The following is a 25,879-nucleotide window of genomic DNA, read 5'->3' on the forward strand; positions in this document are numbered from 1 at the left end:
TTTAGATAAAATATTAAAATAATGAATAGCGATTTTTCAGACGAATTTAAAGTAAACGGCAAATTTTCAATTAAAAAAGCAGAAACTTCTTACAAAGGCAAACTTACGAAAGAGGAAGGTTTAGAAATGATTATGAAGGAAAAAGAAAAACTTCGTGACCTTCAGGAAAAACTGTATGCTGACGGAAGCAAGTCGCTTTTAGTAGTTCTTCAGGCAATGGATGCTGCAGGAAAAGATTCTTTAATTGAGCATGTTTTCGGAGGTGTAAATCCTCAGGGATGTAATGTTACAAGCTTCAAAACACCAAGCCCTAAAGAATATTCGCATGATTTTCTCTGGAGACATTATACAGCACTGCCACAAAAGGGAATGATCGGGATTTTTAACCGTTCACATTACGAAAGTGTTTTGGTATGTAAAGTACATCCTGAATACAATCTGAGCGAGAAAACCTGGAGCTCTGTGAAAGATTTTGACGAAAAATTCTGGGAAAATCGATACGAAAGCATCCGTAATTATGAACAACATTTAGCACATAACGGCACAACCATCATTAAAATTTTCCTTAATATTTCTAAAGATGAACAAAAGACGAGGCTTCTGGACAGAATCAACGAGCAGGAAAAAAACTGGAAATTTTCTTCTGCAGATCTTCCGGAAAGAGCTTTGTTTGATAAATATATGGATTGCTACGAAACAGCGATCAACGAAACCTCAAAAGACGATGCACCGTGGCATGTAATTCCGGCGGATAACAAATGGTTTGCAAGGCTGGCAGCGATTCAGATTATTATAGAAACTTTAGAAAAAATGGATTTGAAATTTCCTGAACTGTCTGAAGAAGATAAAAAAGGCTTGGATGAAGCTAAAAAACAGCTGGAAAGTGAGTAAGGAAGAGACAAAGTAAAAGTAAAAAGAGGCAAGTGTAATACTAAAATAGTATGAATTTCTAAAATTTTGAAAGAGTCAGGTAAAAAATAAGCAGTGAAAGAGAGATGTGCGATTCAATCATCCAGCACCCAGCATCCCGCGTCCATCACAAAAAAACCACGAGAAAACCTGTAAGCCGGATTCTGTATCCCGAAAACGGGACGCCTGTTATTTATCTACGTTGTACATTGCTGCAAAACTTGAGCTGATGACCCCTCGGTTTTCAGGACGGGCCGCCCCTATTTTCATTTCTGAAAAGCACCGATATACTTACCATTGCACCGCAAAGAGTTTACCTGGTTTCACTACAGCCGAACTGTACATACTTTCTGTTGCACTGGTCCTATCTTCACAGATGACGGATGTTATCCGCTTTGCTGCCCTATGGTGTCCGGACTTTCCTACCCTCAAAAAAATGAGAATCAACAGGCCGGTTTTCTCGTGGGTGCAAAGATAGATAATTTGAAAATCTGATAATGAGATAATTTGAAAATTTTTATTAAGCTTTATAATTCATAGATTATTTATAATTTTCAGTTCACGCATTACTTGGTGTTAGACTGGCAGTCTAAAGGTTATGGGTTAAATCCCCGTATTCTCCACATCATCGTACTTTCTCTAACCTCGCAATCTTGTGAAGGTTTTTTCGTTTGCTGTAATGGCAGCAATGTCTACTGAATGTTCTTCCGATAATGAATTAAGGCTACTCTTCATTTTAAAAACAAGCTGCATGTTTCATTTTCAAATTAGTAAATTTTCAAACTTTCAAATTATATCATATCTTCGTGCAGCTGAAAAAAAGGAAACATTGACCAGAGAAAAAGAATTTGCGCAGCTCATCAAGAATAATCAGGGTTTGATTATTAAGGTTTCGCGTCTATATACCAATTCTCTGGAGGATGAGGAAGATCTTTTTCAGGAAATTGTACTCCAGCTCTGGAAAAGCTACGATTCTTTTAAAGGAAATTCTAAAATCTCTACCTGGATGTACCGTGTGGCACTGAATACCGCCATCACCCTGTTCCGAAAAAAAAGCAGATCACTTCCCACCAACGAGCTCGATATCAACCTGAGGGATTATGAAGATGATAATGACGACAAACAGCAACAGATTTCTCTCCTTTATCAGGTGATCAAAACACTGCCCAATGTGGAAAGGGCGATTGTGATGATGTATCTGGACGATCTCCCGTACAGAGATATTGCTGAGAACCTTGGGATTACAGAAGTGAATGCCCGTGTAAAAATGAACAGACTCAAGAAAATTCTTAAAGAAAAGATGGAAAAATATGCCTGATTTTGATTTAGACAGCCTTAAAAGCACCTGGCAAAAGCAACCTGCAGAAAACAGGTATGATGACAGTGAGATCTTGAAGATGCTTAACAGAAAGTCCCGCAATTACATGAAATATATTTTCTGGATCAGTGCGGCAGAGTTTCTATTTTTCACCCTGTTTGGGTTTTATTATATTATTCAGGATAAAGATTCCAATTCATTTATGGCACTTTTACAAAGATTAGGTGTGGCAGAGAATGAGGAACTCAGAGATCATCTTGAAACGATATATTTAATTATCAAGATTACCACTTTATTTGTGACAGGATATTTCGTTATAAAATTTTATAAGAATTACAGAAAAATTAAAATTCAGGAAGATCTGAAAGCATTCATCACCAGAATTATTGGTTTTAAAAAAACTGTAAATGCGTTTATTGTCACAAATATTCTTTTGTTTGTCTTATTTACCACTGTTTTCACCGGTTTTGTATTTTATGTGATCAATCATCAGCAGATAAAGGTGGATTCTTCGTCCAAAAACGGTTTCATCACGGCAATTATCATCAGCACTCTTCTCTGCGTGGTATTAATCTGGCTTTATTACAGGCTGGTGTACGGAATCATCATGGGAAGACTTGATAAAAGCCTGAAACAGCTGAAAGAGATTGATTCTCAGGAAAATTAATTTTAGAAATCAATTTTAAGCATAAAAAAAGCATTTCGGTTTGAAATGCTTTTTTGTTTTTCTATAATTCTTTTCTCAGTCTCGCTACCGGAATATTGAGCTGTTCGCGGTACTTGGCAATTGTTCTTCTGGCGATATTGTACCCCTGTTCCTTCAGCATCACAACCAAAGCATCGTCTGTAAGCGGCTTGCGTTTGTTTTCCTTGCTGATTACTTCCTGCAGATGGTGCTTGATCTCTTTGGTAGAAACTTCTTCACCGTCATCGTTTGTTAAAGAATCTGAGAATAAATCTTTCAGATAAAGAATTCCGTTCGGTGTATCTGCATATTTACTTTTTACTACTCTGGAGATGGTAGAGATATCAAAACCTGTGATGTCTGCAATGTCTTTCAGAATCATTGGTCTCAGAGATTTTTCGTCCCCGGTAATGAAATACGCTTTCTGAAACTTTACAATCGCGTTAATGGTTTGCAGTAAGGTATTCTGACGTTGGTTAATTGCGTCAATATACCATTTCGCTGCATCCAGTTTCTGTTTGATAAATAATGCCGCCTGTTTGTGTTCAGAAGATTTTTTATCGTGAGAATAGGTAGATAAAATATCTTTGTATTCTTCGCTCACTCTTAATGTTGGGGCATTTTTACTGTTGAGCATCGGGATTACCTGCCCGTCTTTCACCTGAATTACAAAATCAGGAATAATCTCCTGGTTGATGGTAATGGTCTGTGTATCGAAGTTTCCGCCTACTTTAGGAGATAATTTTGAAATTTCTTCCAAAGCAGCTTTCAAATCTTCTTCTTCAATATCATATTTCTGAATGATTTTATTGTAATGCTTGTTGGTAAGCGCATCAAACTGATTTCTGAGAATATTGCCCGCCAAAGAAACAGCTTTATCAGAACTCACTTTCTTTTCAATCTGCAAAAGAAGACATTCCTGTAAACTGCGTGCACCTACACCTGCCGGATCCAGTTTCTGAACGTAGTTTTCCAACACATCCTCCACTTTTTCTGTCGTAGTGTAAATCCCCTGGGAGAAAGCCAAATCATCTACAATAGCTTTGATTTCTCTTCTTAAATAACCATCTGTATCCAGATTTCCTATGATATATTCTGCGATTTTGAGATCCTCTTCTCCAATATTACTCAGATGCACCTGCTCGTTCAGGTAATTATAGAGAGACTGCCCTTCTGTAAGCAGACTTTCATTATCAAAATCTTCATCGTCTGCAGAATAGTTGCTGGATGCTGTTTTATAGCTTGGTTCGTCATCATACAGATATTGATCAACATCAAAATCAGTTTCTATACTTTCGTTACCTTCGCTTTCGTAGGTTTCATCAGGAGCAGCATATTCTTCTTCTGTATTGTCTTCCTTGGCAATTTCAAGCGCAGGGTTTTCTTCGAGCTCACGCTCCAGTTCTTCTTCAAATTCCAGAGTATGAAGCTGTATCAACTTCATCAGCTGAATTTGTTGGGGTGCCAGTTTTTGGCCTAACTTAAGTTGTAAATGTTGTTTCAGCATATGAGTATCTGGTATATGTAAATGTTATTCTACGAATTTATAAAAAAAAATTCGATAAAAATAATTTTAGCACGATTTTTGATACAAAGATATCATAATAAACTATTAGGAACTTTAAAAGCTTTAGCGATACGTCGTTAGGGCTTTTTGTTGTTTAAAATTTAAGGTTTAAATGATTAAAATATTGAGCCTTTCTGTTTTTACTGTACAAAATTTAAGTATTTATTTTTAAAATTTTGTATTGCGATCTGAATTCTTCCTTTTCATTACTTTTTTCATTCAGACATCATTTCTGACATTTAAAAGTAAATATTATTCCTGTTAAAAATATGTTTAAAATAAAAACCGCCAAAAATCAATAATCTTCGGCGGTTTAATATATTTCAATTTGAATTTGAGTCTAGAATTCTGCACTCTTTGGAGTTCTTGGGAAAGGGATGACGTCTCGGATATTAGTCATACCGGTAACAAAAAGCACCAATCTTTCTAATCCCAAACCAAAACCTGCGTGAGGGACAGATCCGAATTTCCGGGTATCAAGATACCACCAGAGCTCGTGAGGATCTACACCGAAATCATTCATTTTCTCTAATAGAACATCGTGTCTCGATTCTCTTTCTGAACCACCGATAATTTCGCCGATTCCAGGGAAAAGTACATCCATTGCGGCAACCGTTTTATTATCGTCATTCAGTTTCATGTAGAATGCTTTGATTTCTTTCGGATAGTCAAATAAAACTACCGGACATTCAAAATGTTTTTCAACCAGAAATCTTTCGTGCTCAGACTGAAGATCTGCGCCCCACTCTTCGATTGGATAAGCAAATTTCCCTTTTTTATTTTCTTTTGAGTTCAGTAAAATCTCAATAGCTTCGGTGTAAGAAACTCTTTTGAAACGCTTCGCAATTACATTTTCCAGCTTTTCAATCAGACCTTCTTTTGCTCTGTCTTTTTCCGGCTTTGATTTTTGTTCTTCTGCAAAACGTTTGTCTAAGAAATCCAAATCATCTTTACAGTTATCCAAAACATACTGAATCACGTATTTAAGGAAATCTTCTGCCAAATCAATATTGTCTTCCAGATTATTGAAAGCAACTTCCGGCTCAATCATCCAGAATTCTGCCAAGTGACGGGTTGTATTAGAATTTTCTGCACGGAAAGTGGGTCCGAAAGTATAAATTCTTCCCAATCCCATTGCCGCAGTTTCACCTTCAAGCTGTCCTGAAACTGTTAAGTTTGTTTTTCTGCCAAAAAAATCCTGAGCAAAATCAATGTCACCCTGCTCATCTCTTGGAATATTGTTTAAATCAAAATTCGTTACACCAAACATTTCACCAGCTCCCTCTGCATCGGCTCCGGTAACAATAGGCGTGTTGATGTAAAAGAACTGGTTTTTGTTGAAAAAAGAGTGAATTGCAAAACTCACGGCGTGACGTACTCTGAAAACTGCTCCAAACAAATTGGTTCTGAATCTTAAGTGCGCCTGATCTCTCAATGTTTCCAACGCATGTTTTTTGGGCTGAAGAATCGTTTTCTCTCTTTCTTCCGTAAAGTTATCTCCTAAAATAATGATTTTTTTAGCGATAATTTCCACCTTCTGCCCGGCTCCCTGACTTTCTATTACTTCACCCACTACTTTCAGTGAAGAAGCTGTACTTATTTTGCTGATTATTTCTTCGTCAAAATTTTCAAAATCAACGACGATCTGCAAATTATTAATCGTAGAACCATCATTCAGTGCAATAAAGCGGTTTGAACGGAAGGCTCTCACCCAGCCGTAAACTGTAATGTCATGATGTAATACTTTTTTGTAGTCTTGTAAGACTTCTTTAATCGTCTGCTTTTTCATTTGTTGATTGATAAATTTTTGTCTAAAAATTAATGTCTGCAAAGTTACAAAAAAACAGCGCAAATGAAACTTTACGCCGTCCTTTTCAAAAATTATCCTGTAATTTAATCTAAAAAAACATTCTCTGAATTGAAATCAGTTAAAAAACACAGATTTTTTTCTCTGTTTCCCGTTTCTGATTTTCCAGGCGTGGTAGGAACTCGGTACATCGTACTGCCATTTGGGAAGAATTAAAATAATCAGGATAACATCCAGATGTGAAATAAAACCTAAAATTACCGTCAGATTAAAAGCCCAACCGGCATTTTGAAATCCTATCAAAAATGTAAATGCTAAAAGCAGACTCAGCCCCCACAATTTTGAAAGCCAGGCGTGTGTACAGGTTTCTTTCCCGAATTTCATCCAACTTATGATGTAACAAAGCGCTTCCATGATAAAAATGATTACAATGCTTCTCCATTCGTCTTTTATTAAGGCTGGATTTAAAAAATAAGCCGCAAAACCTAATGAAAGCCAGAACACCAGATCTACCTGACTGTCTAGTCTTCTTAGTTTTTCAGATGAAACTCCGGCTTTTCTGGCGATAATTCCGTCGAAAATATCGGTAATCAATCCGGTGTACATTAATGTTAAAATAACTGACCGGGATTCTGAACCACTCAAATACGAGAGCAGGATAATAACCGGTGCCAGAATGAATCTTATCGCGATTAAGATAAAAGGTATAGATTTCATCTTCTTAAATTTTTTCAAACGTTAAATGGTAATGAAACATCTTCCAGTCGCTCATCAAAATAAAGATTCCGTTGCAGAAGAAATAATTAGACTGAATGATTAAATTCTGATCAGCGTCAATAGCGAAACGTGATTTTTGAATATTCCATCCCCCGAAAACAAGAGGAATTCCGTCAATCATCAGTCTTTTCTCCTTCAGATACAGATAGCCGTCTTTCTTTAATTTCACTCTTAAATCTTTGCTGAACAAAAAATTTTCCGAATCAGCAATTTCCACATGCAGGCGATTCTTTTTAATCAGCTCAAGTTTTACAATCACATTTTGATGACTGTACTTTTCTTTCCACTTAAACATATTCGTGTTTCTGTCGAAAACATCTGAAAGCGTCCGCACATAAAATCCACCTGGCGTAGCCGGTAAGTTTCTGTAAGTGCCCGTTATATTTTTCACGTTATCCTTATCCATTTTCATTGAATCATTATTTTTAAACCCTGCACAACTCACAATCATTAAAAGCATAATGAAATAAAAACCTGATTTTCTCATAACCTTATTTTTAAATTATACATCAAAGCTAATTTTGAAAAGCAGTTTTATGAATGCGAAAAAAAATTAAAATAAATCTCTACATTTGTGAAAATCGCAAAAGTATGCATCAGGACGTTCTATTGAAACAGATCAGAAAAAAAATCGGGGACAAGTCTCTGAATGATGAAATTGCCAACATCCTCAACATCAGCTATGACGCGGCACACAGAAGAACTTCTCTGAAAGCAAAATTCAGTTTTGAGGAAGCCTTGGAGCTGGCAAAATATTATCAGATTTCTCTCAACGGATTTTTAAGCTCAGAAAATCAGCTCGTGGTACAAAAAACTTCGCCTGTAACTTCTACTGAAGACTTACAATCGTTTTTCCGGAATAACCTGAATGTTTTTGAGAGACTCCCCCTTTCGGAGGAAATGACAATCTATTATTCGGCGAAAGATATTCCTTTTTTCTATACGCTTTCAGATACTTTACTGTCGAGATTTAAAATTTATGTCTGGATGAATCTGTTGAATGCGAAACAGTTTTTTGTTCCGTTCTCAGAATTCTCACCCCCGGATTTCGAACTCAACACAAAAGAACTGAGAAAAAAATATGAAGAGCAAAACGTTATCGAGATTTGGAATGACACCACGATTTCCAGCATTTTACAGCAAATTCAATATTACTGCGATACAGGACTTTTAAGAAAAAATGAAGCAGAAATTATTTTAAATGAAGTAAAAGAACTGATTGAGTGTGTGGAACAGAAGACAGGCAGCAATCGCAAATATCAGATCTATGAGAACGAACTGATGCAGCTTTCGAATGATATATTTTTCAGTCATCCAAAAAAATCTCTACTGGCAATGCCTTTAAATACTTTCGGATATATTTTGATTAATGACCTGAATACCTGCATCGAAACATTTAATTATTTTGAACATCAGATAAAAAACTCAAAATCTCTGAGTGCATCCGGAAATCGGGACCGGAAAATATTTTTTAATAAGATGTATGAGCGCATAGAAAAATTGACAAAGAAACTGATGGATGATGACCATTTATAAGGGAAAATTCAACACTGAAAAAAATTTAGATACAGATATTGAACTGCAATTGAAATCTAAAGTCAATAGTATTAAATTAACTGCCATTTTGTTGTAGATTTGTTTCAACAAAATTTTTAATTATGAACATTACATTAGAGCAGGCTCAGAAGGTGATTAATGCATCTCTGGAAAAATCAAAAGAATTAGGCGTAAAAATGAACATTGCAGTGGTAGACGGCGGCACCAATCTCGTAGCTTTTGCAAAAATGGATGATGCGTGGCTGGGATCCATCGATATCGCTCAGAAAAAAGCAAGAACAGCCCGTTTTTTCAATATGAATACCGGTGAAATCGGGAAACTATCTCAACCCGGGCAGCCATTGTACAATATCGAACATTCGAATAACGGTTTAATTACTTTCCCGGGCGGAGTTTTGATAAAAGACAACTCTGGAAACATCATCGGTGCCGTTGGCGTAAGCGGAAGCACCGTTGAAGACGATCACGAAGTTGCAACTGCAGGTGCTGAAGCTGTTTCGTAAGAAATAAGACATGAAAAAAGGAAAAGTTGGCGTACAAGCCAACTTTTTTTTTATACTATAAATGATAAAATCTTACTCATCCTTCTTCGAAGGCACCAAAAACACATCAATCAATCCATCAGGAATCTGCATCTTGATGAATCTCTCCTCACGGTTGACCTCAAGAATCCAGTCTTTAATTAAAGGAATTACCACTTCTTTCCCATCCAGATTGGTCACAAAATAATTCTGAGCCGTCTGGTCGTTTACAGAACGAATAACACCACAATTGTTATCATGCTCATCAAAAATTTCATACCCTATAATCTCGTGATAATAAAATTGGTTACCTGATAATTTCGGCAAAGTACTCAGCGGCAGATAAACGTTTTTGCCTAAAGACTGATCTACCAAAGCTTCAGAAGAGTTTTTGAAGGCAAGATTCAGAGCATCAAGCTTACTCCATGAAGATTTTTCAATGAAAAAAGGAACCAAAAGACCGTTGATTTCCACGAAAATAGAATCCAGATTTTTGTAAAGTTCAGGTTGGTCTGTATCTAATTTAAGAATTACGTTTCCGGCAAGACCGTGTCTGCGGGTAATTTTTCCTAAAAAATAGCAATCTTCTTTTTTCATGTTGCAAATATAAAAAACCTTGAAGGTTAAATTAAAAAAGACACGAAAAAATCGTGCCTTTATTCTGTATCTTGTTGTAAGATTAAGCCTGAGTTTCTTCAGTACCTTCTGCTTCAGCAGCAGGCTCTTCAGTAGTTTCAGCAACCTCTTCTGCAGGTGCATTGGCAGCCTCTTCAGCAGCTTTAGCATCAGCAATTACCTGAGCAGCAGCAGCAACTCTGGCTTCGTTTACTTTAACTTCAGCATCCAAAGCAGCTTTCTTAGCATCAGCTTTCGCAGTAGATAAACCTTCTACTTTACCTTGCACTTTAGCATCTTTAGACTCTAACCATGCAGCAAATCTCTTTTCTGCTTCAGCCTCATCAAAAGCACCTTTAGCCACACCACCTTGTAAGTGTTTTTTGTAAAGAGCACCTTTATAAGAAAGAATAGCTCTAGCCGTATCAGTTGGTTGAGCACCGTTGTTTAACCACTTTACAGCAGCATCAACGTTCAAATCAATTGTAGCAGGGTTTGTAATTGGGTTGTAAGTACCTAACTTTTCGATGAATCTACCATCTCTTCTAGCTCTTGCATCTGCAACCACGATGTGGAAAAAAGGTCTCCCTTTAGATCCGTGTCTTTGTAATCTGATTTTTACTGACATAATGTTTGAATTTTATGGGAACTCGTCCCGATTAAATATTTAAGTGTGCAAAGATAGGAAAAAAGTTTAATATTCAATATCTAAAATTCAAAATCATATTACATATTAAATTTCAAATCACAAATTTCCAATTTCAAATCTTGAGGAGCCGGGAACCTGCTGTCCACTATATCTTTTGCTCTTCGTACCTCATCACAAAAGGATGCCGTTCCCATCAGGGCTATGGTGTTTTGTGTCAAACAACATTTTTTCACTTCGACAAAAACCCGTCTCAATTTAAGAATCATAATCTTTTAAATAAAGAATTGTGACATTTCACAAACTGTTACATTACTACACCCTTACACTGTTACATTGCTACACTGCCACATTGCTACACTGTTACATTGCTCTATTAATCAACCTTCCCCAAATAAAAAAGCCCCAGACACTTCTGGTTTTCCTCAATCGTCAAAGAATCTTTCAAATGATCAACAATCTTCGGTGAGCTCCAGTAGCATCCTACTCCATTCGCTGTACAGGTCAGATACATATTCTGAACCGCCATAGATACCGCCGCAATTTCTTCCCATTCAGGAACCATTCCGCTGAAATTAACAACGATAGAAATCACCGCATCGGCTTTATTGATCTTAAAACCAATATCATTGTATTTCTTCTCCAGAAAAACCTGTGGCGCCTGAGTTGATTTATAGATTTGCTGCATTTCTAAAGCCAATTTCGCTTTCTCTTCACCTTTAAAAATTTTAAAACGCCAGGGTTTTGTTCGTTTATGATTGGGAGCAAACGTCGCCGAATTCAAAATCTCATCCAAAATCTCCGGAGAAATTTCCGGTTTACTGTAATCTTTCGGGAAAATACTTCTGCGTTGCTCAATGATCTCTTTTAAAACTTCTGCTTTATTCATGTAGACAAATTTAGGGAAAAGCAGGAAGATGGAAGCGGGATGACAGAAGTTTTTCGGGATGCGGGAAGCGGGATGCGGGATGCGGGATGCGGGATGCGGGATGCGGGATGCGGGATGCGGGATGCGGGATGCGGGATGCGGGATGCGGGATGCGGGGCGGGATGCGGGATGCGGGATGCGGGATGCGTAGCAAAATTAAATATTGCTGCTTCTTTCGCAAAATTTTCACCGATAAATATTCATGAATTTTGATTCACATACCACGAATGCACGATATTAAATTTTACTTGTGAAAAATTTGTGCATTCAAGATATTACACTTGGCTTTTTTAAATTGTATCTTGTCTCTTCCACTAGGATCTTTTAACTTTTTACTGGCTTTTTTAACTTGTATCTTGTCTCTTTCAAATCACTTCCTCAATTTTCTGATAAATTTTATTCAAAGTAAATTCTTCCCCAGCTTTCATTCCCATAATCTTTTTGGCCATAGGACTTTCGGGGGAAATGGCGTAGAAACGGTCGCCTTCAAAGAAAAACTCACCCAAGGAAACCGAAATATAAAAACGGGCTTTATTGGTGATGACTAATGAACCTAATTTTGCGTGCTCAGATTCCGAGATCAGGACTTTTTTCATCTGCTGCTGCATGTTTTTCAGGTTCGCCATCTGTTTGTCCAGATGATAGATTTCTTCCTGCATTTCTTCACGGATGGAATCGTATTTCGAAGTTTTTTTAACTTCACGGCTCGCTTCAAGGGTAAAATTCAAAAAAAACTCCAGCGTTTTTACTTTCCCTGAAATCATGTCCCGCACAAAAATCCGCAAATTATTTTTATTGTAAGTCGCCTTCTGCATACATCTTAATCTTTACCTAAAGATAATATTTTTTTAATTATCAGGATCAAAAAAACCGCCACTGTGAAGAAACGGTTTAGAAATTTTTATTTCGGCTTGTTCTGCTCAATATTTAAAGCATCAATCTTTCTGTCGTCTTCTTCCCTTCTTTTCTGCATTTGCTGAACATTTCTGTCCATGTCACTCTGATTACCTTCCATGTAATTTTTATCCTGATAATTTGCATTCGTTTCTTTTCCCGGCTTCACTGTACAGGATGCAGACAAAAAGCTTAAGCAGACAGCAATAAACAATAAGTACTCCTTTTTCATTAAATATTTTTTTCAAAAATATATTTTATTTTATATCGGTTCTAAACTTTAACTAAAGATTATAATTCGGAAGTACTCATTAGTAATTTTTAACAAAAAAACTGCTTCCAAAAAATTAGAAACAGTCTTAAATATCAATGCCGACAGGGCTTATTTCTCAACCAGAGCTTTCAGATTGGCAAAACCTTCATCGTAAGATTTCCCCATCTGGTAATCCATCATCGGGCGCATCAGTTTAATCCACGTTTCCTGCCTGGTATCCATCGTCCAGGTGACTTTTGTAGCATTTCCTTGAGATGTCAAAACCATGTCAGAGGTTGACTGTCCTTCAAAAGGTCTTTTGAAAATCATTTCTGTTCTTTGCTTTTCGTTCGGGATGAGTTCTTTAATTTCCTGACAACCCGCTCCAGCGTCGTTATTTTTACTGTCCCAACAGTATTTGTCGCCCACTTCCCCGGAATTTCCGCTGTACACGACCTTCATATTTTTATCCAGTTTCATCCAAGGATTCCAGCTGTTGAAAGATTTCATGGAGCTAATCTGTTGCCATACTTTTTCTTTGGGAGCATTAATGACGACAGATTTCTCGAAATGATAATTTTCACCGAAAGCCAACATGGCAACCGCTGCATACACCACCAGTAAAATGATTATTCCTCCGATAATTTTTAAAAATGTTTTCATAGTTTGATTTTTAAATAGAAATCAAAATTATATCTTTTTAAACATATCTTTCTTTTCTTATGACAAGATAATATCAAAATGAAGCATTTTTGTCAGAATCTTTTCACGAGGCATCTTATTTGAGTTTAATATACGATTCAATTAATTAAATTTACCCTAAAAAATAAATCAATGAATATTTTAACAGAAAAATTCAACACACCATATCATTCAGCGCCGTTTGACCAGATTAAAAATGAAGATTACCTTCCCGCTTTTAAAGATTTAATTGAAAAATCTGAAGCAGAAATCGACTCAATCATCAACAATTCAGACGAACCAACCTTTGAAAACACTGTAGAAGCTCTGGCTTTTTCGGGCGAACAGCTGGACAGAGTTTCCAATATCTTTTTTAATTTGAATTCTGCCGAAACCAGCGATGAATTACAGCAGATTGCTCAGGAAGTTTCACCAATTTTAACAGAGTATTCTTCAAAGATTTCTCAAAACGAAGCTCTGTTTAATAAAATAAAAAAAGTTTACGACCAAAAAGAAAAGTACAGTCTGAACGAAGAACAGCAAATGCTTTTGGATGAAACCTACAAAGGTTTTGTAAGAAGCGGCGCGCTTTTAAATGAGGAAGACAAGGAAAAATTAAAGAAAATCAACATGGATTTATCTTTAAAATCGCTTCAGTTCGGGCAAAATGTGTTAGCTTCAACCAATAATTATTTTAAACACATCACAAGCAAAGAAGATTTAGCGGGAGTTCCCGAAGCGGTTATCGGGCAGTATGCGGAAGAAGCCAAAGAGAGAAATCTGGAAGGCTGGGTAGTTACTTTGCAGTATCCAAGCTATATCCCGTTTATGACTTATGCTGAAAACCGTGAATTAAGAAAGGAAATCGCATCAGCGAACGGTAAAAAATCTTTTGACGGCGGCGAATTTGACAATCAGAATTTAATAAAAGAATTGCTGAACTTAAAACAGCAGAAAGCTGAACTTTTAGGTTATTCAAATTACGCAGATTATGTTCTCGAAGAAAGAATGGCAAAATCTCCAACGAAAGTAATCGACTTTCTGAATGAACTTCTGGTAAAAGCAAAACCGTACGCAGAAAAAGAAATTGAAGAATTAAAACCTCTTGCGAAAGCTGATGGCATCGACGAAATGCAGGGTTACGACCATGCTTTTTATGCAGAAAAACTCCGAAAAGCAAAATATGATTTAAACGATGAAGAACTTAAACCTTATTTTCCACTAGAGCAGGTTCAGGAAGCGGTTTTCGGATTATCAAAACAGCTTTTCGGGCTGACCTTTGTGGAAAGAAATGATGTTCCGAAATATCATGAAGATGTGAAGGTTTATGAAGTTTATGAAGCGGGAAGCGGGGAGATGGAAGATGGAAGTTGGAGGATGGAAGATGGACGCAAAACGCAAGACGCCAATAGTCAGCAGCCAGCGGGATTTAAAGCCTTGCTTTACGTAGATTATTTTCCAAGAAAAGGCAAGCGTGCCGGAGCGTGGATGACGAGCTATAAAAACCAGTATCAGAAAGATGGTGAAAATTCCCGTCCGCATATTTCAATTGTATGTAATTTCAGCAAGCCAACGAAAGATACACCGAGTTTGCTGACGTTTCAAGAAGTCACGACATTGTTCCATGAGTTTGGTCATGCGCTGCACGGAATGATGGCGAACACGCAATATCCTAACCTTTCCGGAACTTCGGTGAAATGGGATTTTGTAGAATTACCTTCTCAGTTTCTGGAAAATTTCTGCTACGAACCTGAATTTTTGAAAACTTTTGCCGAACATTACAAAACCGGCGAAGTTCTTCCTGATGCAAAGATTGAGAAAATTGCTTTGTCGAAAAACTTTATGGAAGGTTACCAGACGATGAGACAGCTTGGTTTCGGGATTTTGGACATGAATTACCACACAAAAGTTGGAGACTTGGAGCGTTTGAGTGTGAAGGAGTTTGAGGATTCATACACCAAAGCAACTCAATTGTATCCTGTAAATCCTGAAACAGCGATGAGTCCGAGCTTTTCACATATTTTTCAGGGGGGATATTCTGCGGGATATTATTCTTACAAATGGGCAGAAGTTTTGGATGCCGATGCCTTCCAGTATTTTAAAGAAACCGGAATTTTCAATCCTGAAACGGCAGCAAAATTTAAAGTATTGCTTTCTTCAGGCGGAACAAAAGACCCGATGGAATTGTACAAAAATTTCAGAGGAAGTGAGCCGAAGGTTGAGAGTTTGCTGAAGAGGGCGTTTGGGTAGAATTTTTCTAAAATACATAAATATCCGTTCTAATTAATAGGCAAAAATCAGCAGTCACTTTGTCATTCCGGAGGAATCTCAACACACTGAAATTTAAATAGTCTAGATTCCTACGGAATGACAAACAAACCGTTCAAAACTAAATATCAAGTATTACCGATATGCGATAAAAATATTGTAAACTCCATGAAGCAAAATGCTTTTTTGGAGTTTTTCTTTGAAAAGTCACAAAAGCTCCAAACACATTAGATATTTGAAGTCAGTTATTTAATTACTGAGAAGAGCAGAGTAGTTTTTGAAAGTCTATGATTTTCATCTTAAATACTTCAAACTTTATTATTTTTGACAAAACTATCCATTATGAAAACATTGTCAAGCTTGTTACTACTTTTTTCCATTAAAAGTTTTTCTCAAAGAAGAAATTATTTTCCTGATTCAGATAGAATCCTCAACTGCAATTTAATTGATCATGGAAATTTTGCCAGAGATGATAAAAAAACTCTAAAAATAAAATTTCGCAAAAATAAGATGATTGAAATTTGGGGAGACAGAAAAATCATCATTGAAAGTTCTTTAAAAATGATTGATAAGTGTACATTTGAGACTGAGATCAAGAAAATTAAAACGAAACTTACATCCCAGGACAACATTCATTACGTCGGTAGAAAGACAAAATATGAAATTGTGGAAACAGGAAAAAAATATGTAGTTCTAGAATACTCTTGTAATGAAGACCGAAATGCTTGCACTGAAATTTTAGAAAAAGTAAAATGAGATACCTCCTCACCCACCTACAAACCTCTCGCCTCCACTTCCGAAAACTACAACCTTCCGATTTTGAAATCTGGCTGGAACTATTCAAAGACCAGCACACCGTAAAAATACTCGGAATGCATGCTTTTAGAACGCCAGAAGAACGCTGCGAAAAATGGTTTGAATGGACTTTCCACCGCTACGAAAACAATCTTGGCGGACAAAACGTTTTGATTTTAAAGGAAACTGATCAGCTCATCGGACAATGTGGATTATTGGTTCGTGAAGTCGAAAATGAGTTTGAACTGGAGATTGCCTACTCTATTCTTCCGCAATTTCGTAGACAGGGTTTTGCGATTGAAGCAGCAAAAAAATGCAGAGATTTTGCTTTCGAAAATGATTTTCACAACCGCTTAATTTCAATTATTCATCCTGAAAATTTAGATTCGAAAAACGTTGCTCTGAAAAACGGGATGACTTTCAAAAAACAGATTGAATACTCCGGAAATACGATGGATTGGTTTCAAATTGAAAAGACCGCTTGGAAAAAATCAGATTAATTTGTGCATTCTAAAATCAATTCAGAAATTTGTAGGATGAGCAACATCACCGAGAGATTAGAAAAAGTAATTAAACTTCAGGCAAAAAGATGGGAAAATGAAGATCATTGGGATGACATCAATGACCTGCTGATTACAGAACTGCAGGACATTCTAAAAACCGAGCCTCAAAATACTTCCGCTTACATCAATCTCGGAGCCGTTTTGTGCGATTCCGGTGAATACAAAGGCGCGCTGGCTGCTCTTAAAATTGCCCAGCAGCTTGGTTCAGAAGATAAAAATCTCTACACCAATTTAGCTATTGTGATGGTTGATATGGGTAAAGATCCCGAAGAATATCACGAATATCTGGAAATTGCTGAAGAAATGCAGGTAAATCCGCTTACTTTTAAAGCTTATTTTGATCCACACGCTTATTAATTGTGTCAATTGTACATATTGTTCCACAAGGAACACAAAGTTTTTTTCTCAAAGTTTACTAAGTCGTCTGTTCATATAAATCCTGCACGATTACAAACAACAAATAATCAAGATTGGTAATTTGTAAGCGAGGAAAAAGAACATGTATTCCTTTAATGAATGTCAGTTTCTAATCATAACAATAAATTCCGCATTCATATTATCAATGACACCTTTAAAATTAAATTACTATTACTTAAGGTCAATCATAATTCCTTTTTTTAGTTTACACTTTACAAAACCTAAAATACTAAATACTTTAACTTAAAGTAGCACTAAAATCACTTCAGCCCTCAAAAACTTGGCTCTTTTTACTTTTTACTTGTCTCTTTTCATTAAATTTGCCCATCAAAAAAAGCTAAAGCCGAAAGCATTTAGCAAAAAGCAACAAATATGACTTCACAGGAAATAAGACAACAGTTTTTAGACTTTTTTCAATCTAAACAACACCTCATCGTTCCTTCGGCGCCAATCGTGCTGAAAGATGATCCGACTTTGATGTTTTCAAACTCAGGAATGACGCAGTTTAAAGATTATTTTTTAGGATATAAAGAGCCTAAAGCCTCAAGAATTGCCGATACACAGAAATGTTTAAGAGTTTCCGGAAAGCACAATGATCTGGATGATGTAGGTCGTGACACCTATCACCACACGATGTTTGAGATGTTGGGAAACTGGTCTTTTGGCGATTATTTCAAAAAAGAAGCAATTACCTGGGCCTGGGAATTGCTGACAGAAGTGTACGGAATTCCGAAGGAAAATCTTTACGTGACCATTTTTGAAGGCGACGAAAAAGAAAATCTGGATAGAGATACCGAAGCTTACGATTTGTGGAAACAGTTCGTTTCTGAAGACCGAATCATTAACGGAAATAAGAAAGACAATTTCTGGGAAATGGGTGCCAGCGGGCCTTGCGGACCTTGTTCTGAAATTCACGTTGACCTGAGAACTGCAGAAGAAAAAGCTAAAATTTCAGGACTGGAATTGGTGAATAACGACCATCCACAGGTGGTTGAAATCTGGAATCTTGTATTCATGCAGTTCAACAGAAAAGCAGACGGTTCTCTTGAAAATCTTCCTGCAAAACACATCGATACCGGAATGGGCTTCGAGCGTCTTTGCATGGCTTTACAGCAGAAAGAATCCAATTATGATACTGATGTTTTCACACCTTTGATTGCCAAGGTTGAAGAACTTTCCGGGAAAAAATATACCGGAATTTTAACGGACGAAAAAGACATTGCTATCCGTGTAGTTGTTGACCACATCAGAGCAGTTTCTTTTGCGATTGCAGACGGACAGTTGCCTTCTAGCGGAGGTGCAGGCTACGTCATCAGAAGAATTTTAAGAAGAGGAATTTCTTATGCTTACCGATTTTTAGACAGAAAAGAACCTTTCCTTTACCAATTGGTTGAAGTTCTGAATGAGCAAATGGGCAAGTTTTTCCCTGAGCTTGAAAAACAGCAGAGTTTGGTTACTGAAGTGATTAAAAGTGAAGAAGAATCTTTTTTAAGAACCATTGAAACAGGTTTAGTTAGAGTTGATAAATTAATTCAGCAGACGATTGCGACTAACCAAAAATTTTTACCAACACTTGAAGTTTACGAATTGTACGATACTTATGGCTTCCCTGATGATTTAACGAGAATTATTGCGGAGGAAAAAGGTTTAGCAATTGATGAAGAAGGCTTTGAAGCTGAAAAAGAAAAACAAAGAAAACGTTCTCAACAAGATTCTGCTCAGAAAGTTTATGATTGGGTGACTTTGGAAGAAAAGCCTGAAAACTTTGTAGGTTACGACAAAATTGAGTCTGAAACTTACATCACAAGATACAGAAAAGTAGAAAATAAAGACGGCGAATTTTATCAGGTAGTGCTGAGCAACTCCCCTTTCTATCCTGAAGGTGGTGGACAAATCGGTGATAAAGGTGTTCTCGAAAATGCAACTGAAAGCTTTGAAGTTCTGGAAACCAAAAAAGAAAACGGATTGATTATTTCCTTGATCAACGGACTTCCGAAAGATGCCGGAGCGGTTTTCTACGCTAAAGTGAACGCTACAGAAAGAAAAAATTCTCAGGCAAATCACTCTGCAACGCACCTGTTGCACGAGGCTTTGAGAGAAGTTCTGGGAACTCACGTTGAGCAGAAAGGTTCATTTGTGGGTCCTGATTATCTGCGTTTCGACTTCTCGCATTTCAGCAAAATGACGGAGGAAGAGCTGGCTTTAATTGAGGAGAAAGTCAATGCAAAGATTAAAGAAAATATTGCTTTGCAGGAATTCAGAAACATCCCAATCCAGGAGGCGATTGACAAAGGTGCGATGGCATTGTTTGGCGAAAAATATGGCGACAGTGTGAGAATGATCCAGTTTGGAACTTCAAAAGAACTGTGTGGAGGAACTCACGTAAGACATACCAGCGAAATCGGTCATTTTAAAATCAATTCTGAAGCTTCTGCAGCTGCGGGAATCAGAAGAATTGAAGCGATTTCCGGAGATAAATCTGAAGCGTATTTTAAAGGTCTGGAGAAGCAGGTGGTTGAATTATCTCAATTGCTGAAATCCAAAGACATCGTAAAATCAATTGAAAAACTGATAGACGAAAACGCTTCACTAAAATCTGAAGTGGAATCTCTGAAAAAAGAAAAAGCAAAAGGCGAAATCGGCGACTGGAAAACGGCTTACGAACAAAAAGGCGACAAGCTTCTTTTAGTAAAGAAAACCTCTCTTGATGCTGGTTCTGTAAAAGACATCGTCTTCCAGCTGAAGAAAGAAATCCCTACTTCTATTACGATTGTTTTATCCGATGCAGACGGCAAACCGATGATTACTGTTGGCGTTTCCGACGATCTCGCAGGAATCTATCAGGCAGGAGCATTGATTAAAGATTTAGCCAAAGAAATCCAAGGCGGCGGCGGCGGAAATCCGGGCTTCGCAAGTGCAGGAGGAAAAAATCTGGATGGCTTGGAAAATGCGTACCAGAAGGCATTGAATCTTTAATTAATTTCTAATAACATTACCGTTTTGCGGTTTTTATAATAAACAATCCCTTTCAGCTTGAAAGGGATTTGTTTGTATGTAATGACACCTTAATCCTACCATCACTGCATTCGTCACTTCGAGTAGAGTTTTGCAAAAACTCGTATCGAGAAGTTTATGATAGAATGACTTGAAGTCTACGGTTCACGGGTTCTCGATACATTTTTCTCCGCTGCGCTGCGAAAAACAATCGAACTGACGGGGGATCGACTGATGGATGACTAATTTATCATGTAAACGAACGTCACTTCGAGTAGGTTTTTGAAAAAAATTGTATCGAGAAGTTTGTGATTCATGGGGTGTCTTTTGATCACGGGTTCTCGATACATTTTTCTCCGCTGCGCTGCGAAAAACACTCGAACTGACGGGGATCGAACTGATGAAGCTACTTTGTATCGCATAAACAAGTCGTCACTTCGAGTGATTTTTGAAAAAAATTGTATCGAGAAGTTTGTGATTCATGGGGTGTCTTTTGATCACGGGTTCTCGATACATTTTTCTCCGCTGCGCTGCGAAAAACACTCGAACTGACGGAGATCGAACTGACGAGGAAACTTCTTTTTCAAAACTTGATAAAAAGTTTCAGATTTTTGAAAAAAATTGTATCGAGAAGTTTGTGATTCATGGGGTGTCTTTTGATCACGGGTTCTCGATACATTTTTCTCCGCTGCGCTGCGAAAAACACTCGAACTGACGGGGATCGAACTGATGAAGCTACTTTGTATCGCATAAACAAGTCGTCACTTCGAGTAGGTTTTTGAAAAAAATCGTATCGAGAAGTTTGTGATTCATGGGGTGTCTTTTGATCACGGGTTCTCGATACATTTTTCTCCGCTGCGCTGCGAAAAACACTCGAACTGACGGGGATCGAACTGATGAAGCTACTTTGTATCGCNGTATCGAGAAGTTTGTGATTCATGGGGTGTCTTTTGATCACGGGTTCTCGATACATTTTTCTCCGCTGCGCTGCGAAAAACACTCGAACTGACGGGGATCGACTGATGGATGACTAATTTATCATGTAAACGAACGTCACTTCGAGTAGGTTTTGAAAAAACCGTATCGAGAAGTTTTTGTTTTAAAGACAAATTTTGTCCTTCGGTTCACTGGTTCTCGATACATCCCGATTTCATCGGGACACTCGAACTGACGAACGACTGACGAGCGACTTTGTATCGTGTAATCGACTCGTCACTTCGAGTAGGTTTTTGAAAAAAACCGTATCGAGAAGTTTGTGATTCATGGGGTGTCTTTTGACACGGGTTCTCGATACATTTTTCTCCGCTGCGCTGCGAAAAACACTCGAACTGACGGAGATCGAACTGACGAGGAAACTTCTTTTTCTATGACGTCACTTCGAGTAACGTAGCAAAGCGGAGTGTATCGAGAAGTTTTTGATTGAAAGACAGGTTTTGTGCTTCGGTTGACTAAGTTCTCGATACATTTTTCTTCCACTTCGTTGCATAAAAACACTCGAACTGACGTACGAATGACAAGGACAAATGACTGAGTGTTTACTTACACAGGATCCGTCGGCGCCACTTCCGGCAAACCGCTTGGGGTGTCGTAGATGATGTAGTCGTTGTATTTGGCTTCGTTGGTTTCGTAGAAAATATCCTGTCCGATGCCTGCATATTTTACGAGCAGTTGGTACAGAATATTGAGGGCTTCTACTCTACCTTCGGCGGCAACATCACGGTCGGAAATTCCCTGAGCCTGTGCATCAATGGCGAGATCCAGAGTATCGCGTTGTGTAATCAGGGTGTTGATTTTGTCCTGGGTAAGACCTTCACCTGAAAGTTCAGTAAGGTATTTTTCTGCGGTGCTGCTCATAATTTTGGCGACACGTACAATCTCGGCATCGCTTTGCTGACTGATTAACGCATTGCCGAATTCCTTGTATTTGGCACTGAACTGTCCGAAAACATTTTCTGTCATATTGAAAATACTGCGCATGGATTTTTCGAGGGCTTTTCTGGCAGCATCTTTCTGTTCGGTGAGGTTGATTTTGATGGCTTCGAGCTGTTCATCGCTTGGGAAACTGTCTACGTTGCTACGTGCAGTCATCAGTTCGGTCTTTTTTGCGGGGCTGTAGCCACGGTCTGTGAATTCGGCAATATCTCTGTCGATTAAACCGATGAACTCATCTGCTTTTTGTTTCAATACGGAATCTGCTAATTTGAAATCACGCAATACCTGTTCTTTTTTCATAATGAATTTGTTTTTGTGTTTATAATATCGTTTTGAAATCTAAATTTCTCTTTGGTGTTCATTCATCAACTTTCACAAAAAGCCTGTAAAGTATTGATAAATAACAAATTGTACTTGATTGGCTCTTCGGAGTGGTTGATTGCCTCTTCGGAATGGTTGAACGGCTCTTCGGAGTACTTGACTGGCTCTTCGGAACGGTTGATTGTCTTTACGGAGCACTTGAACAACCTTTCGGAACAGTTGAATGCCTCAACGGAACACTTGTTTGCCTTTTCTGAACTGTTGAAGCGGTCTTCAAACTTCTTGAGCGACCCAACGGAATGCTTTACCGGTTCCTGAATTTAAAAAGTTGTTGGTTAGAATTTGGGGTGTTGTGGGATCCAATGGTGCCGGAAACCTGCGCATGAACTGCGGGATTATTTTTATAAATCATCATTTTGTTTTTTGTTGTTCTTGAAACAAATATAAAAATATTTTTGAATAGTATGGGATTTGAGTTTTAATTTTTTGAAATGAGAAAACCTCGCGGGAGGGCGAGGTTTAATTTACAGAAAATAGACAAACTTAATAGACGGCTCCTTTAAATATAACCTCTACTTTTTGCAAAACTTAGAAATGAAAAATATTCAATTTCAGAATCATAATTTTCTTGAACTAAAATAAACAAATCCTGCTTTCTAGAAGTTTGATAATGATTATCTTCTAAGTATTGATTCAATAAATTTTCAATCCTTTCTCTTGAATTATTTATACTTACGAAAATAGCAAGCTGATAATTATATTTTTCTAAATAAAGATTTAACTTAAAAAAATCCCACATAAATCTATTCGATGGAAGATGAAATTCTGTTTTAAATTCCATAATGAGTTTTTGGTTTTCAGGATTTCTGTCAATTTGATTTTTATGAATGAAAAAATCAGGAATTGTCTCAAATTCAACACGTCCATTCGCCTCTTCTCCATAATTTTTTCGAAGCTTATTATAAAACCTTTCTACAATGGGATCATTATGTTCAGAATATATAAATTTTTTGATGATTTGAAGCTGGCGGTGTAAATCTAGCCTATTAGGAATTTCACCTTGCAATTCTTGCATAGCATAAAATTCATTAAATTTTGTAACAAAGTTATTTTCATAAGTGCTAAATCGAAAACCTCTATCATTTATTTGATCAGGCACAAAAACCTCACGAGGAACTTCATAATCTCGGCGATTTATCATTTTTATGGTTTTGATAACATTCTTTACTTCGTTAATATGTTTCATATTTTCTAATATTATTTTTTTTATAGTAACTGAGATTTTATAATTTAAATTGAATTATTTTACTATAATTATAACACTACTCTTTTTTTTCTAATCTTAATAAATCTTCCCTATAAACATAAATATATTTTTTTCACGTGAACTATATATCATAGAATTAACCAATTTACTAAATCTTCAATTTCTGTGTGGTCATCAGGAATAATCATCGATAAGTCTTCGTTGTCTAATCTTGAATTAAATGTAGCCCAACCATTTTCATTTTTAGGAATGTTTCCTAAATGGTCTTCTATTGTTCCTTTAGTCCACACGTAAATGTTTGCGGCCAACATTTTAATTTTTACTGCTTCAATATGTGATTTTACTGCATTTTCAGTTGCTAATAATCTAAATGCAGAAGCGGCAGACATTGAACTTCCAGAATTTGTTGGCCAACCATTGTTCAAATTTATTGAATGAGTTGAAGCAATTAGAGCTAAGTGTCCTTTAATTGCCATAACATCAACATCTCCAAGACTTAAAAATCCATCTTTTTCTCCATTTAAAAGCGCAAAATCTAAATCAACTACAGCTTTTGTGGGAATATCCATTGTTGACAAAACTAGCATGGCTTTTCTGGTATTCCCAGATCCCCCCATCGAAACTAATGCTGTTTTATGTAATCCCAACGTTCTCTCGGTAACTTTTTGAATTATCGATGGTAATAATCTATTTTCTGTTGTACCTTCTGCCAAAATTACTCTTTCAGAAAAAAGGATATTAGAAGAATAACTTAAAGAAAATATTAATTCTAATTGACTTGGAGCAGAAGTAACTACTGTAGGAATGGCAGAACGAAGTGAATTTCTTTTATGTGTTCCTTGTGTATCATTCTTTCTAATTAAAATTGTATTTCCGACATCTTTTGACGTAATCATAAAGGGAGAATGAGTAGAAAAAATAACTTGATATCCCTCATGTGACAATAATTTTAAAGAATCTCTTAAAATTTCTATTGCTTGTGGATGAAGATAAAGTTCAGGTTCGTCTATTAAAAGAATTGTGTTAGAAAGTTGGTCTTCAGCTTCTTTTTTTATATCAGCTAAATGTCGTATTAAAGCCATTTGAATTGACCTTTGAGCACCATGTCCTAAAGATGAAACATCTCTTCCCAAAGGATTAAGATTTTCAAAAACTTTAATAGTTCCTTTGGAGAAAACCTCCTTTAACTCCGGAGTTGGTACATGAACTTTAATATTTACTCCTGGAAAAAAAGACTCAACTTTTCCATTAACTGCTGTATCAAAAGCATTCAACTCTGTTGCTCTTGAAGTTCCATCAACATCTAATAAATCTCTAATTCCATCTAAGGCAGTTTGCACTTGAGTGCTGTAACTAGTTTGAATAGGACCAATGATTTCAGCTAATAATTTTCCAATAGTTGTTGTAGTTTTAGATTTACTAACATCTTCCTCTGAATCTTCCATTGCGCCAATATGGATGGGTTCAGGAAATAATATTTGAATTGCTTGGTCTAGCCCAGTTGGATTAATTCTCCATTCATTTTGATTTCCAATATTTTGAGGATCCCTTACGAGAAGTTTAATTTGAGCAGCAGTAGCATTAGGAATAGGCTGAATTCTTTTAATCTGAAGAGAATTACCGAACAAGTAAGGCTCAATAGATGTTCGTTGATTGGTGGGAAGTTGACTTAATATTTCTTCTGTGATTCCTGATATTTCACCTTCAATTTCTACTGCAATGGTAGCATCGTTAAAGCTATAGTCACTGAGAGTTGATTTCCTTAATAGCCATTTAATAGCCTCAAGGATATTACTTTTTCCAGCATTATTATATCCTACTAATGGTGTAAAAGATGTTAATTCAAAAGACTCATTTCGAATAGATTTAAAATTTGTAATTGTAATTTCTGAAAGTAAATGTGACATTTTATGAGGGATTCGTTAATAGTAACTAACAAAATTGACTTTAAACAAGAAGTAATAGTCAAAATATAATTTGCTAAAAATAATAAATATTCACGGTAGCAAGAGATTTTATTATAATCCAGTATGAAAAATAAAAAATATCCTATATTCTCGATATAAAAATTCATAACTTCAATTGACGCAAGTTGTCAACAATAGAAATAATAATTCATTATAAAACCCCTAAAAACTCTTAAATAAAACCTCTTTTCTCATTC

General features: G+C 36.7%; 24 protein-coding genes and 1 other RNA gene. 11 read left to right on the forward strand and 14 right to left on the reverse strand.

Going from position 1 to position 25,879, the window contains the following annotated elements; genetic code table 11:
• Positions 1–21: 21 nt before the first annotated feature.
• The gene (locus ASG31_RS12920; RefSeq protein WP_056033235.1) at positions 22–891 is read left to right on the forward strand and encodes a polyphosphate kinase 2 family protein; all 870 of its coding nucleotides are present in this window, start codon (positions 22–24) and stop codon (positions 889–891) included.
• 155 nt (positions 892–1,046) lie between these two features.
• Here ASG31_RS12920 and rnpB read toward each other — a convergent pair.
• An RNA gene (gene rnpB / locus ASG31_RS14260) (RNase P RNA component class A) lies at positions 1,047–1,372 on the reverse strand.
• 288 nt (positions 1,373–1,660) lie between these two features.
• On the opposite strand from rnpB, the gene ASG31_RS12925 reads away from it, so the two are divergent.
• Both ASG31_RS12925 and ASG31_RS12930 read left to right on the forward strand, forming a co-directional pair.
• On the forward strand, positions 1,661–2,227 hold the full coding sequence (locus tag ASG31_RS12925; RefSeq protein WP_231433736.1) for an RNA polymerase sigma factor: 567 nt from the start codon (positions 1,661–1,663) through the stop codon (positions 2,225–2,227).
• Complete coding sequence (locus tag ASG31_RS12930) at positions 2,220–2,894, forward strand: hypothetical protein (RefSeq protein ID WP_056033238.1); 675 nt, start codon at positions 2,220–2,222, stop codon at positions 2,892–2,894. The genes ASG31_RS12925 and ASG31_RS12930 overlap by 8 nt, the downstream gene beginning before the upstream one ends.
• 61 nt (positions 2,895–2,955) lie before the next feature.
• Here the strand turns inward: ASG31_RS12930 and rpoN are convergent, their stop codons facing one another.
• From rpoN to ASG31_RS12950, 4 genes are all read right to left on the reverse strand, one after another.
• Positions 2,956–4,419, reverse strand: a complete 1,464-nt coding sequence (gene rpoN, locus ASG31_RS12935; protein ID WP_056033242.1) for an RNA polymerase factor sigma-54 — start codon at positions 4,417–4,419, stop codon at positions 2,956–2,958.
• Between the two features lie 400 nt (positions 4,420–4,819).
• Complete coding sequence (asnS, locus tag ASG31_RS12940; RefSeq protein WP_056033245.1) at positions 4,820–6,268, reverse strand: asparagine--tRNA ligase; 1,449 nt, start codon at positions 6,266–6,268, stop codon at positions 4,820–4,822.
• Positions 6,269–6,403: 135 nt separating this feature from the next.
• Positions 6,404–7,003 carry a CDP-alcohol phosphatidyltransferase family protein gene (locus tag ASG31_RS12945; RefSeq protein ID WP_056033247.1) on the reverse strand — a complete coding sequence of 200 codons (600 nt, stop codon included), beginning with the start codon at positions 7,001–7,003 and terminating at the stop codon, positions 6,404–6,406.
• A 4-nt stretch (positions 7,004–7,007) separates the two neighbouring features.
• Positions 7,008–7,550 (reverse strand): hypothetical protein, encoded by a 543-nt coding sequence (locus ASG31_RS12950; protein ID WP_056033250.1) that lies wholly within the window; start codon positions 7,548–7,550, stop codon positions 7,008–7,010.
• Between the two features lie 104 nt (positions 7,551–7,654).
• Here ASG31_RS12950 and ASG31_RS12955 point away from each other — a divergent pair, with 104 nt between their 5' ends.
• Positions 7,655–8,599 carry a hypothetical protein gene (locus tag ASG31_RS12955; RefSeq protein ID WP_056033252.1) on the forward strand — a complete coding sequence of 315 codons (945 nt, stop codon included), beginning with the start codon at positions 7,655–7,657 and terminating at the stop codon, positions 8,597–8,599.
• A gap of 122 nt (positions 8,600–8,721) precedes the next feature.
• Positions 8,722–9,123, forward strand: a complete 402-nt coding sequence (locus tag ASG31_RS12960; protein WP_056033255.1) for a GlcG/HbpS family heme-binding protein — start codon at positions 8,722–8,724, stop codon at positions 9,121–9,123.
• Positions 9,124–9,195: 72 nt separating this feature from the next.
• Here ASG31_RS12960 and rimM read toward each other — a convergent pair whose 3' ends face one another.
• From rimM to ASG31_RS12980, 3 genes are all read right to left on the reverse strand, one after another.
• On the reverse strand, positions 9,196–9,738 hold the full coding sequence (rimM, locus tag ASG31_RS12965) for a ribosome maturation factor RimM (RefSeq protein WP_056033257.1): 543 nt from the start codon (positions 9,736–9,738) through the stop codon (positions 9,196–9,198).
• 82 nt (positions 9,739–9,820) lie between these two features.
• Positions 9,821–10,384, reverse strand: coding sequence for a 30S ribosomal protein S16 (locus ASG31_RS12970; protein ID WP_056033259.1), 564 nt, complete (start codon positions 10,382–10,384; stop codon positions 9,821–9,823).
• 394 nt (positions 10,385–10,778) lie between these two features.
• A complete protein-coding gene (locus ASG31_RS12980; RefSeq protein ID WP_056033265.1) occupies positions 10,779–11,291 on the reverse strand; it encodes a nitroreductase in 513 nt (170 codons plus the stop codon).
• Between the two features lie 39 nt (positions 11,292–11,330).
• On the opposite strand from ASG31_RS12980, the gene ASG31_RS18390 reads away from it, so the two are divergent.
• Entirely contained in the window at positions 11,331–11,543 is a 213-nt protein-coding gene (locus ASG31_RS18390) for a hypothetical protein (RefSeq protein ID WP_117585849.1), read from the forward strand.
• A 152-nt stretch (positions 11,544–11,695) separates the two neighbouring features.
• Here ASG31_RS18390 and ASG31_RS12985 read toward each other — a convergent pair whose 3' ends face one another.
• The 3 genes from ASG31_RS12985 to ASG31_RS12995 form a co-directional block, all read right to left on the reverse strand.
• Positions 11,696–12,145, reverse strand: coding sequence for a hypothetical protein (locus tag ASG31_RS12985; protein ID WP_056033268.1), 450 nt, complete (start codon positions 12,143–12,145; stop codon positions 11,696–11,698).
• An 86-nt stretch (positions 12,146–12,231) separates the two neighbouring features.
• Entirely contained in the window at positions 12,232–12,456 is a 225-nt protein-coding gene (locus ASG31_RS12990; RefSeq protein WP_056033270.1) for a hypothetical protein, read from the reverse strand.
• A 150-nt stretch (positions 12,457–12,606) separates the two neighbouring features.
• A complete protein-coding gene (locus tag ASG31_RS12995) occupies positions 12,607–13,140 on the reverse strand; it encodes an SRPBCC family protein (RefSeq protein ID WP_231433735.1) in 534 nt (177 codons plus the stop codon).
• Between the two features lie 171 nt (positions 13,141–13,311).
• On the opposite strand from ASG31_RS12995, the gene ASG31_RS13000 reads away from it, so the two are divergent.
• The 5 genes from ASG31_RS13000 (at position 13,312) to alaS (ending at position 20,177) form a co-directional block, all read left to right on the forward strand.
• Positions 13,312–15,408, forward strand: a complete 2,097-nt coding sequence (locus ASG31_RS13000) for a M3 family metallopeptidase (protein ID WP_056033272.1) — start codon at positions 13,312–13,314, stop codon at positions 15,406–15,408.
• A 360-nt stretch (positions 15,409–15,768) separates the two neighbouring features.
• The gene (locus ASG31_RS13005; protein WP_056033274.1) at positions 15,769–16,182 is read left to right on the forward strand and encodes a hypothetical protein; all 414 of its coding nucleotides are present in this window, start codon (positions 15,769–15,771) and stop codon (positions 16,180–16,182) included.
• Entirely contained in the window at positions 16,179–16,721 is a 543-nt protein-coding gene (locus ASG31_RS13010) for a GNAT family N-acetyltransferase (protein WP_056033276.1), read from the forward strand. The genes ASG31_RS13005 and ASG31_RS13010 overlap by 4 nt, the downstream gene beginning before the upstream one ends.
• 36 nt (positions 16,722–16,757) lie before the next feature.
• Positions 16,758–17,141 (forward strand): tetratricopeptide repeat protein, encoded by a 384-nt coding sequence (locus tag ASG31_RS13015; protein ID WP_056033278.1) that lies wholly within the window; start codon positions 16,758–16,760, stop codon positions 17,139–17,141.
• Between the two features lie 432 nt (positions 17,142–17,573).
• Entirely contained in the window at positions 17,574–20,177 is a 2,604-nt protein-coding gene (alaS, locus tag ASG31_RS13020) for an alanine--tRNA ligase (RefSeq protein WP_056033279.1), read from the forward strand.
• 1,557 nt (positions 20,178–21,734) lie between these two features.
• On the opposite strand, the gene ASG31_RS13030 is transcribed toward alaS, so the two are convergent.
• From ASG31_RS13030 to ASG31_RS13040, 3 genes are all read right to left on the reverse strand, one after another.
• Positions 21,735–22,427, reverse strand: coding sequence for a hypothetical protein (locus ASG31_RS13030; RefSeq protein ID WP_056033284.1), 693 nt, complete (start codon positions 22,425–22,427; stop codon positions 21,735–21,737).
• 580 nt (positions 22,428–23,007) lie between these two features.
• On the reverse strand, positions 23,008–23,694 hold the full coding sequence (locus ASG31_RS13035) for a hypothetical protein (RefSeq protein ID WP_056033287.1): 687 nt from the start codon (positions 23,692–23,694) through the stop codon (positions 23,008–23,010).
• Positions 23,695–23,843: 149 nt separating this feature from the next.
• Entirely contained in the window at positions 23,844–25,622 is a 1,779-nt protein-coding gene (locus tag ASG31_RS13040; protein ID WP_056033290.1) for an ATP-dependent nuclease, read from the reverse strand.
• Between the last annotated feature and the right edge of the window lie 257 nt (positions 25,623–25,879).

Origin of the sequence: Chryseobacterium sp. Leaf404 (genome assembly GCF_001424145.1) — a bacterium.
Lineage (GTDB): Bacteria > Bacteroidota > Bacteroidia > Flavobacteriales > Weeksellaceae > Chryseobacterium.

What these genes read in the sequence shown, in the direction of transcription:
- ASG31_RS12920 (WP_056033235.1), top strand. Translation starts at nt 22, where the DNA reads ATGAATAGCGATTTTTCAGACGAATTTAAAGTAAACGGCAAATTTTCA.
- ASG31_RS12925 (WP_231433736.1), top strand. Translation starts at nt 1,661, where the DNA reads ATGTTTCATTTTCAAATTAGTAAATTTTCAAACTTTCAAATTATATCA.
- ASG31_RS12930 (WP_056033238.1), top strand. Translation starts at nt 2,220, where the DNA reads ATGCCTGATTTTGATTTAGACAGCCTTAAAAGCACCTGGCAAAAGCAA.
- rpoN (WP_056033242.1), bottom strand. Translation starts at nt 4,419, where the DNA reads ATGCTGAAACAACATTTACAACTTAAGTTAGGCCAAAAACTGGCACCC.
- asnS (WP_056033245.1), bottom strand. Translation starts at nt 6,268, where the DNA reads ATGAAAAAGCAGACGATTAAAGAAGTCTTACAAGACTACAAAAAAGTA.
- ASG31_RS12945 (WP_056033247.1), bottom strand. Translation starts at nt 7,003, where the DNA reads ATGAAATCTATACCTTTTATCTTAATCGCGATAAGATTCATTCTGGCA.
- ASG31_RS12950 (WP_056033250.1), bottom strand. Translation starts at nt 7,550, where the DNA reads ATGAGAAAATCAGGTTTTTATTTCATTATGCTTTTAATGATTGTGAGT.
- ASG31_RS12955 (WP_056033252.1), top strand. Translation starts at nt 7,655, where the DNA reads ATGCATCAGGACGTTCTATTGAAACAGATCAGAAAAAAAATCGGGGAC.
- ASG31_RS12960 (WP_056033255.1), top strand. Translation starts at nt 8,722, where the DNA reads ATGAACATTACATTAGAGCAGGCTCAGAAGGTGATTAATGCATCTCTG.
- rimM (WP_056033257.1), bottom strand. Translation starts at nt 9,738, where the DNA reads ATGAAAAAAGAAGATTGCTATTTTTTAGGAAAAATTACCCGCAGACAC.
- ASG31_RS12970 (WP_056033259.1), bottom strand. Translation starts at nt 10,384, where the DNA reads ATGTCAGTAAAAATCAGATTACAAAGACACGGATCTAAAGGGAGACCT.
- ASG31_RS12980 (WP_056033265.1), bottom strand. Translation starts at nt 11,291, where the DNA reads ATGAATAAAGCAGAAGTTTTAAAAGAGATCATTGAGCAACGCAGAAGT.
- ASG31_RS18390 (WP_117585849.1), top strand. Translation starts at nt 11,331, where the DNA reads ATGACAGAAGTTTTTCGGGATGCGGGAAGCGGGATGCGGGATGCGGGA.
- ASG31_RS12985 (WP_056033268.1), bottom strand. Translation starts at nt 12,145, where the DNA reads ATGCAGAAGGCGACTTACAATAAAAATAATTTGCGGATTTTTGTGCGG.
- ASG31_RS12990 (WP_056033270.1), bottom strand. Translation starts at nt 12,456, where the DNA reads ATGAAAAAGGAGTACTTATTGTTTATTGCTGTCTGCTTAAGCTTTTTG.
- ASG31_RS12995 (WP_231433735.1), bottom strand. Translation starts at nt 13,140, where the DNA reads ATGAAAACATTTTTAAAAATTATCGGAGGAATAATCATTTTACTGGTG.
- ASG31_RS13000 (WP_056033272.1), top strand. Translation starts at nt 13,312, where the DNA reads ATGAATATTTTAACAGAAAAATTCAACACACCATATCATTCAGCGCCG.
- ASG31_RS13005 (WP_056033274.1), top strand. Translation starts at nt 15,769, where the DNA reads ATGAAAACATTGTCAAGCTTGTTACTACTTTTTTCCATTAAAAGTTTT.
- ASG31_RS13010 (WP_056033276.1), top strand. Translation starts at nt 16,179, where the DNA reads ATGAGATACCTCCTCACCCACCTACAAACCTCTCGCCTCCACTTCCGA.
- ASG31_RS13015 (WP_056033278.1), top strand. Translation starts at nt 16,758, where the DNA reads ATGAGCAACATCACCGAGAGATTAGAAAAAGTAATTAAACTTCAGGCA.
- alaS (WP_056033279.1), top strand. Translation starts at nt 17,574, where the DNA reads ATGACTTCACAGGAAATAAGACAACAGTTTTTAGACTTTTTTCAATCT.
- ASG31_RS13030 (WP_056033284.1), bottom strand. Translation starts at nt 22,427, where the DNA reads ATGAAAAAAGAACAGGTATTGCGTGATTTCAAATTAGCAGATTCCGTA.
- ASG31_RS13035 (WP_056033287.1), bottom strand. Translation starts at nt 23,694, where the DNA reads ATGAAACATATTAACGAAGTAAAGAATGTTATCAAAACCATAAAAATG.
- ASG31_RS13040 (WP_056033290.1), bottom strand. Translation starts at nt 25,622, where the DNA reads ATGTCACATTTACTTTCAGAAATTACAATTACAAATTTTAAATCTATT.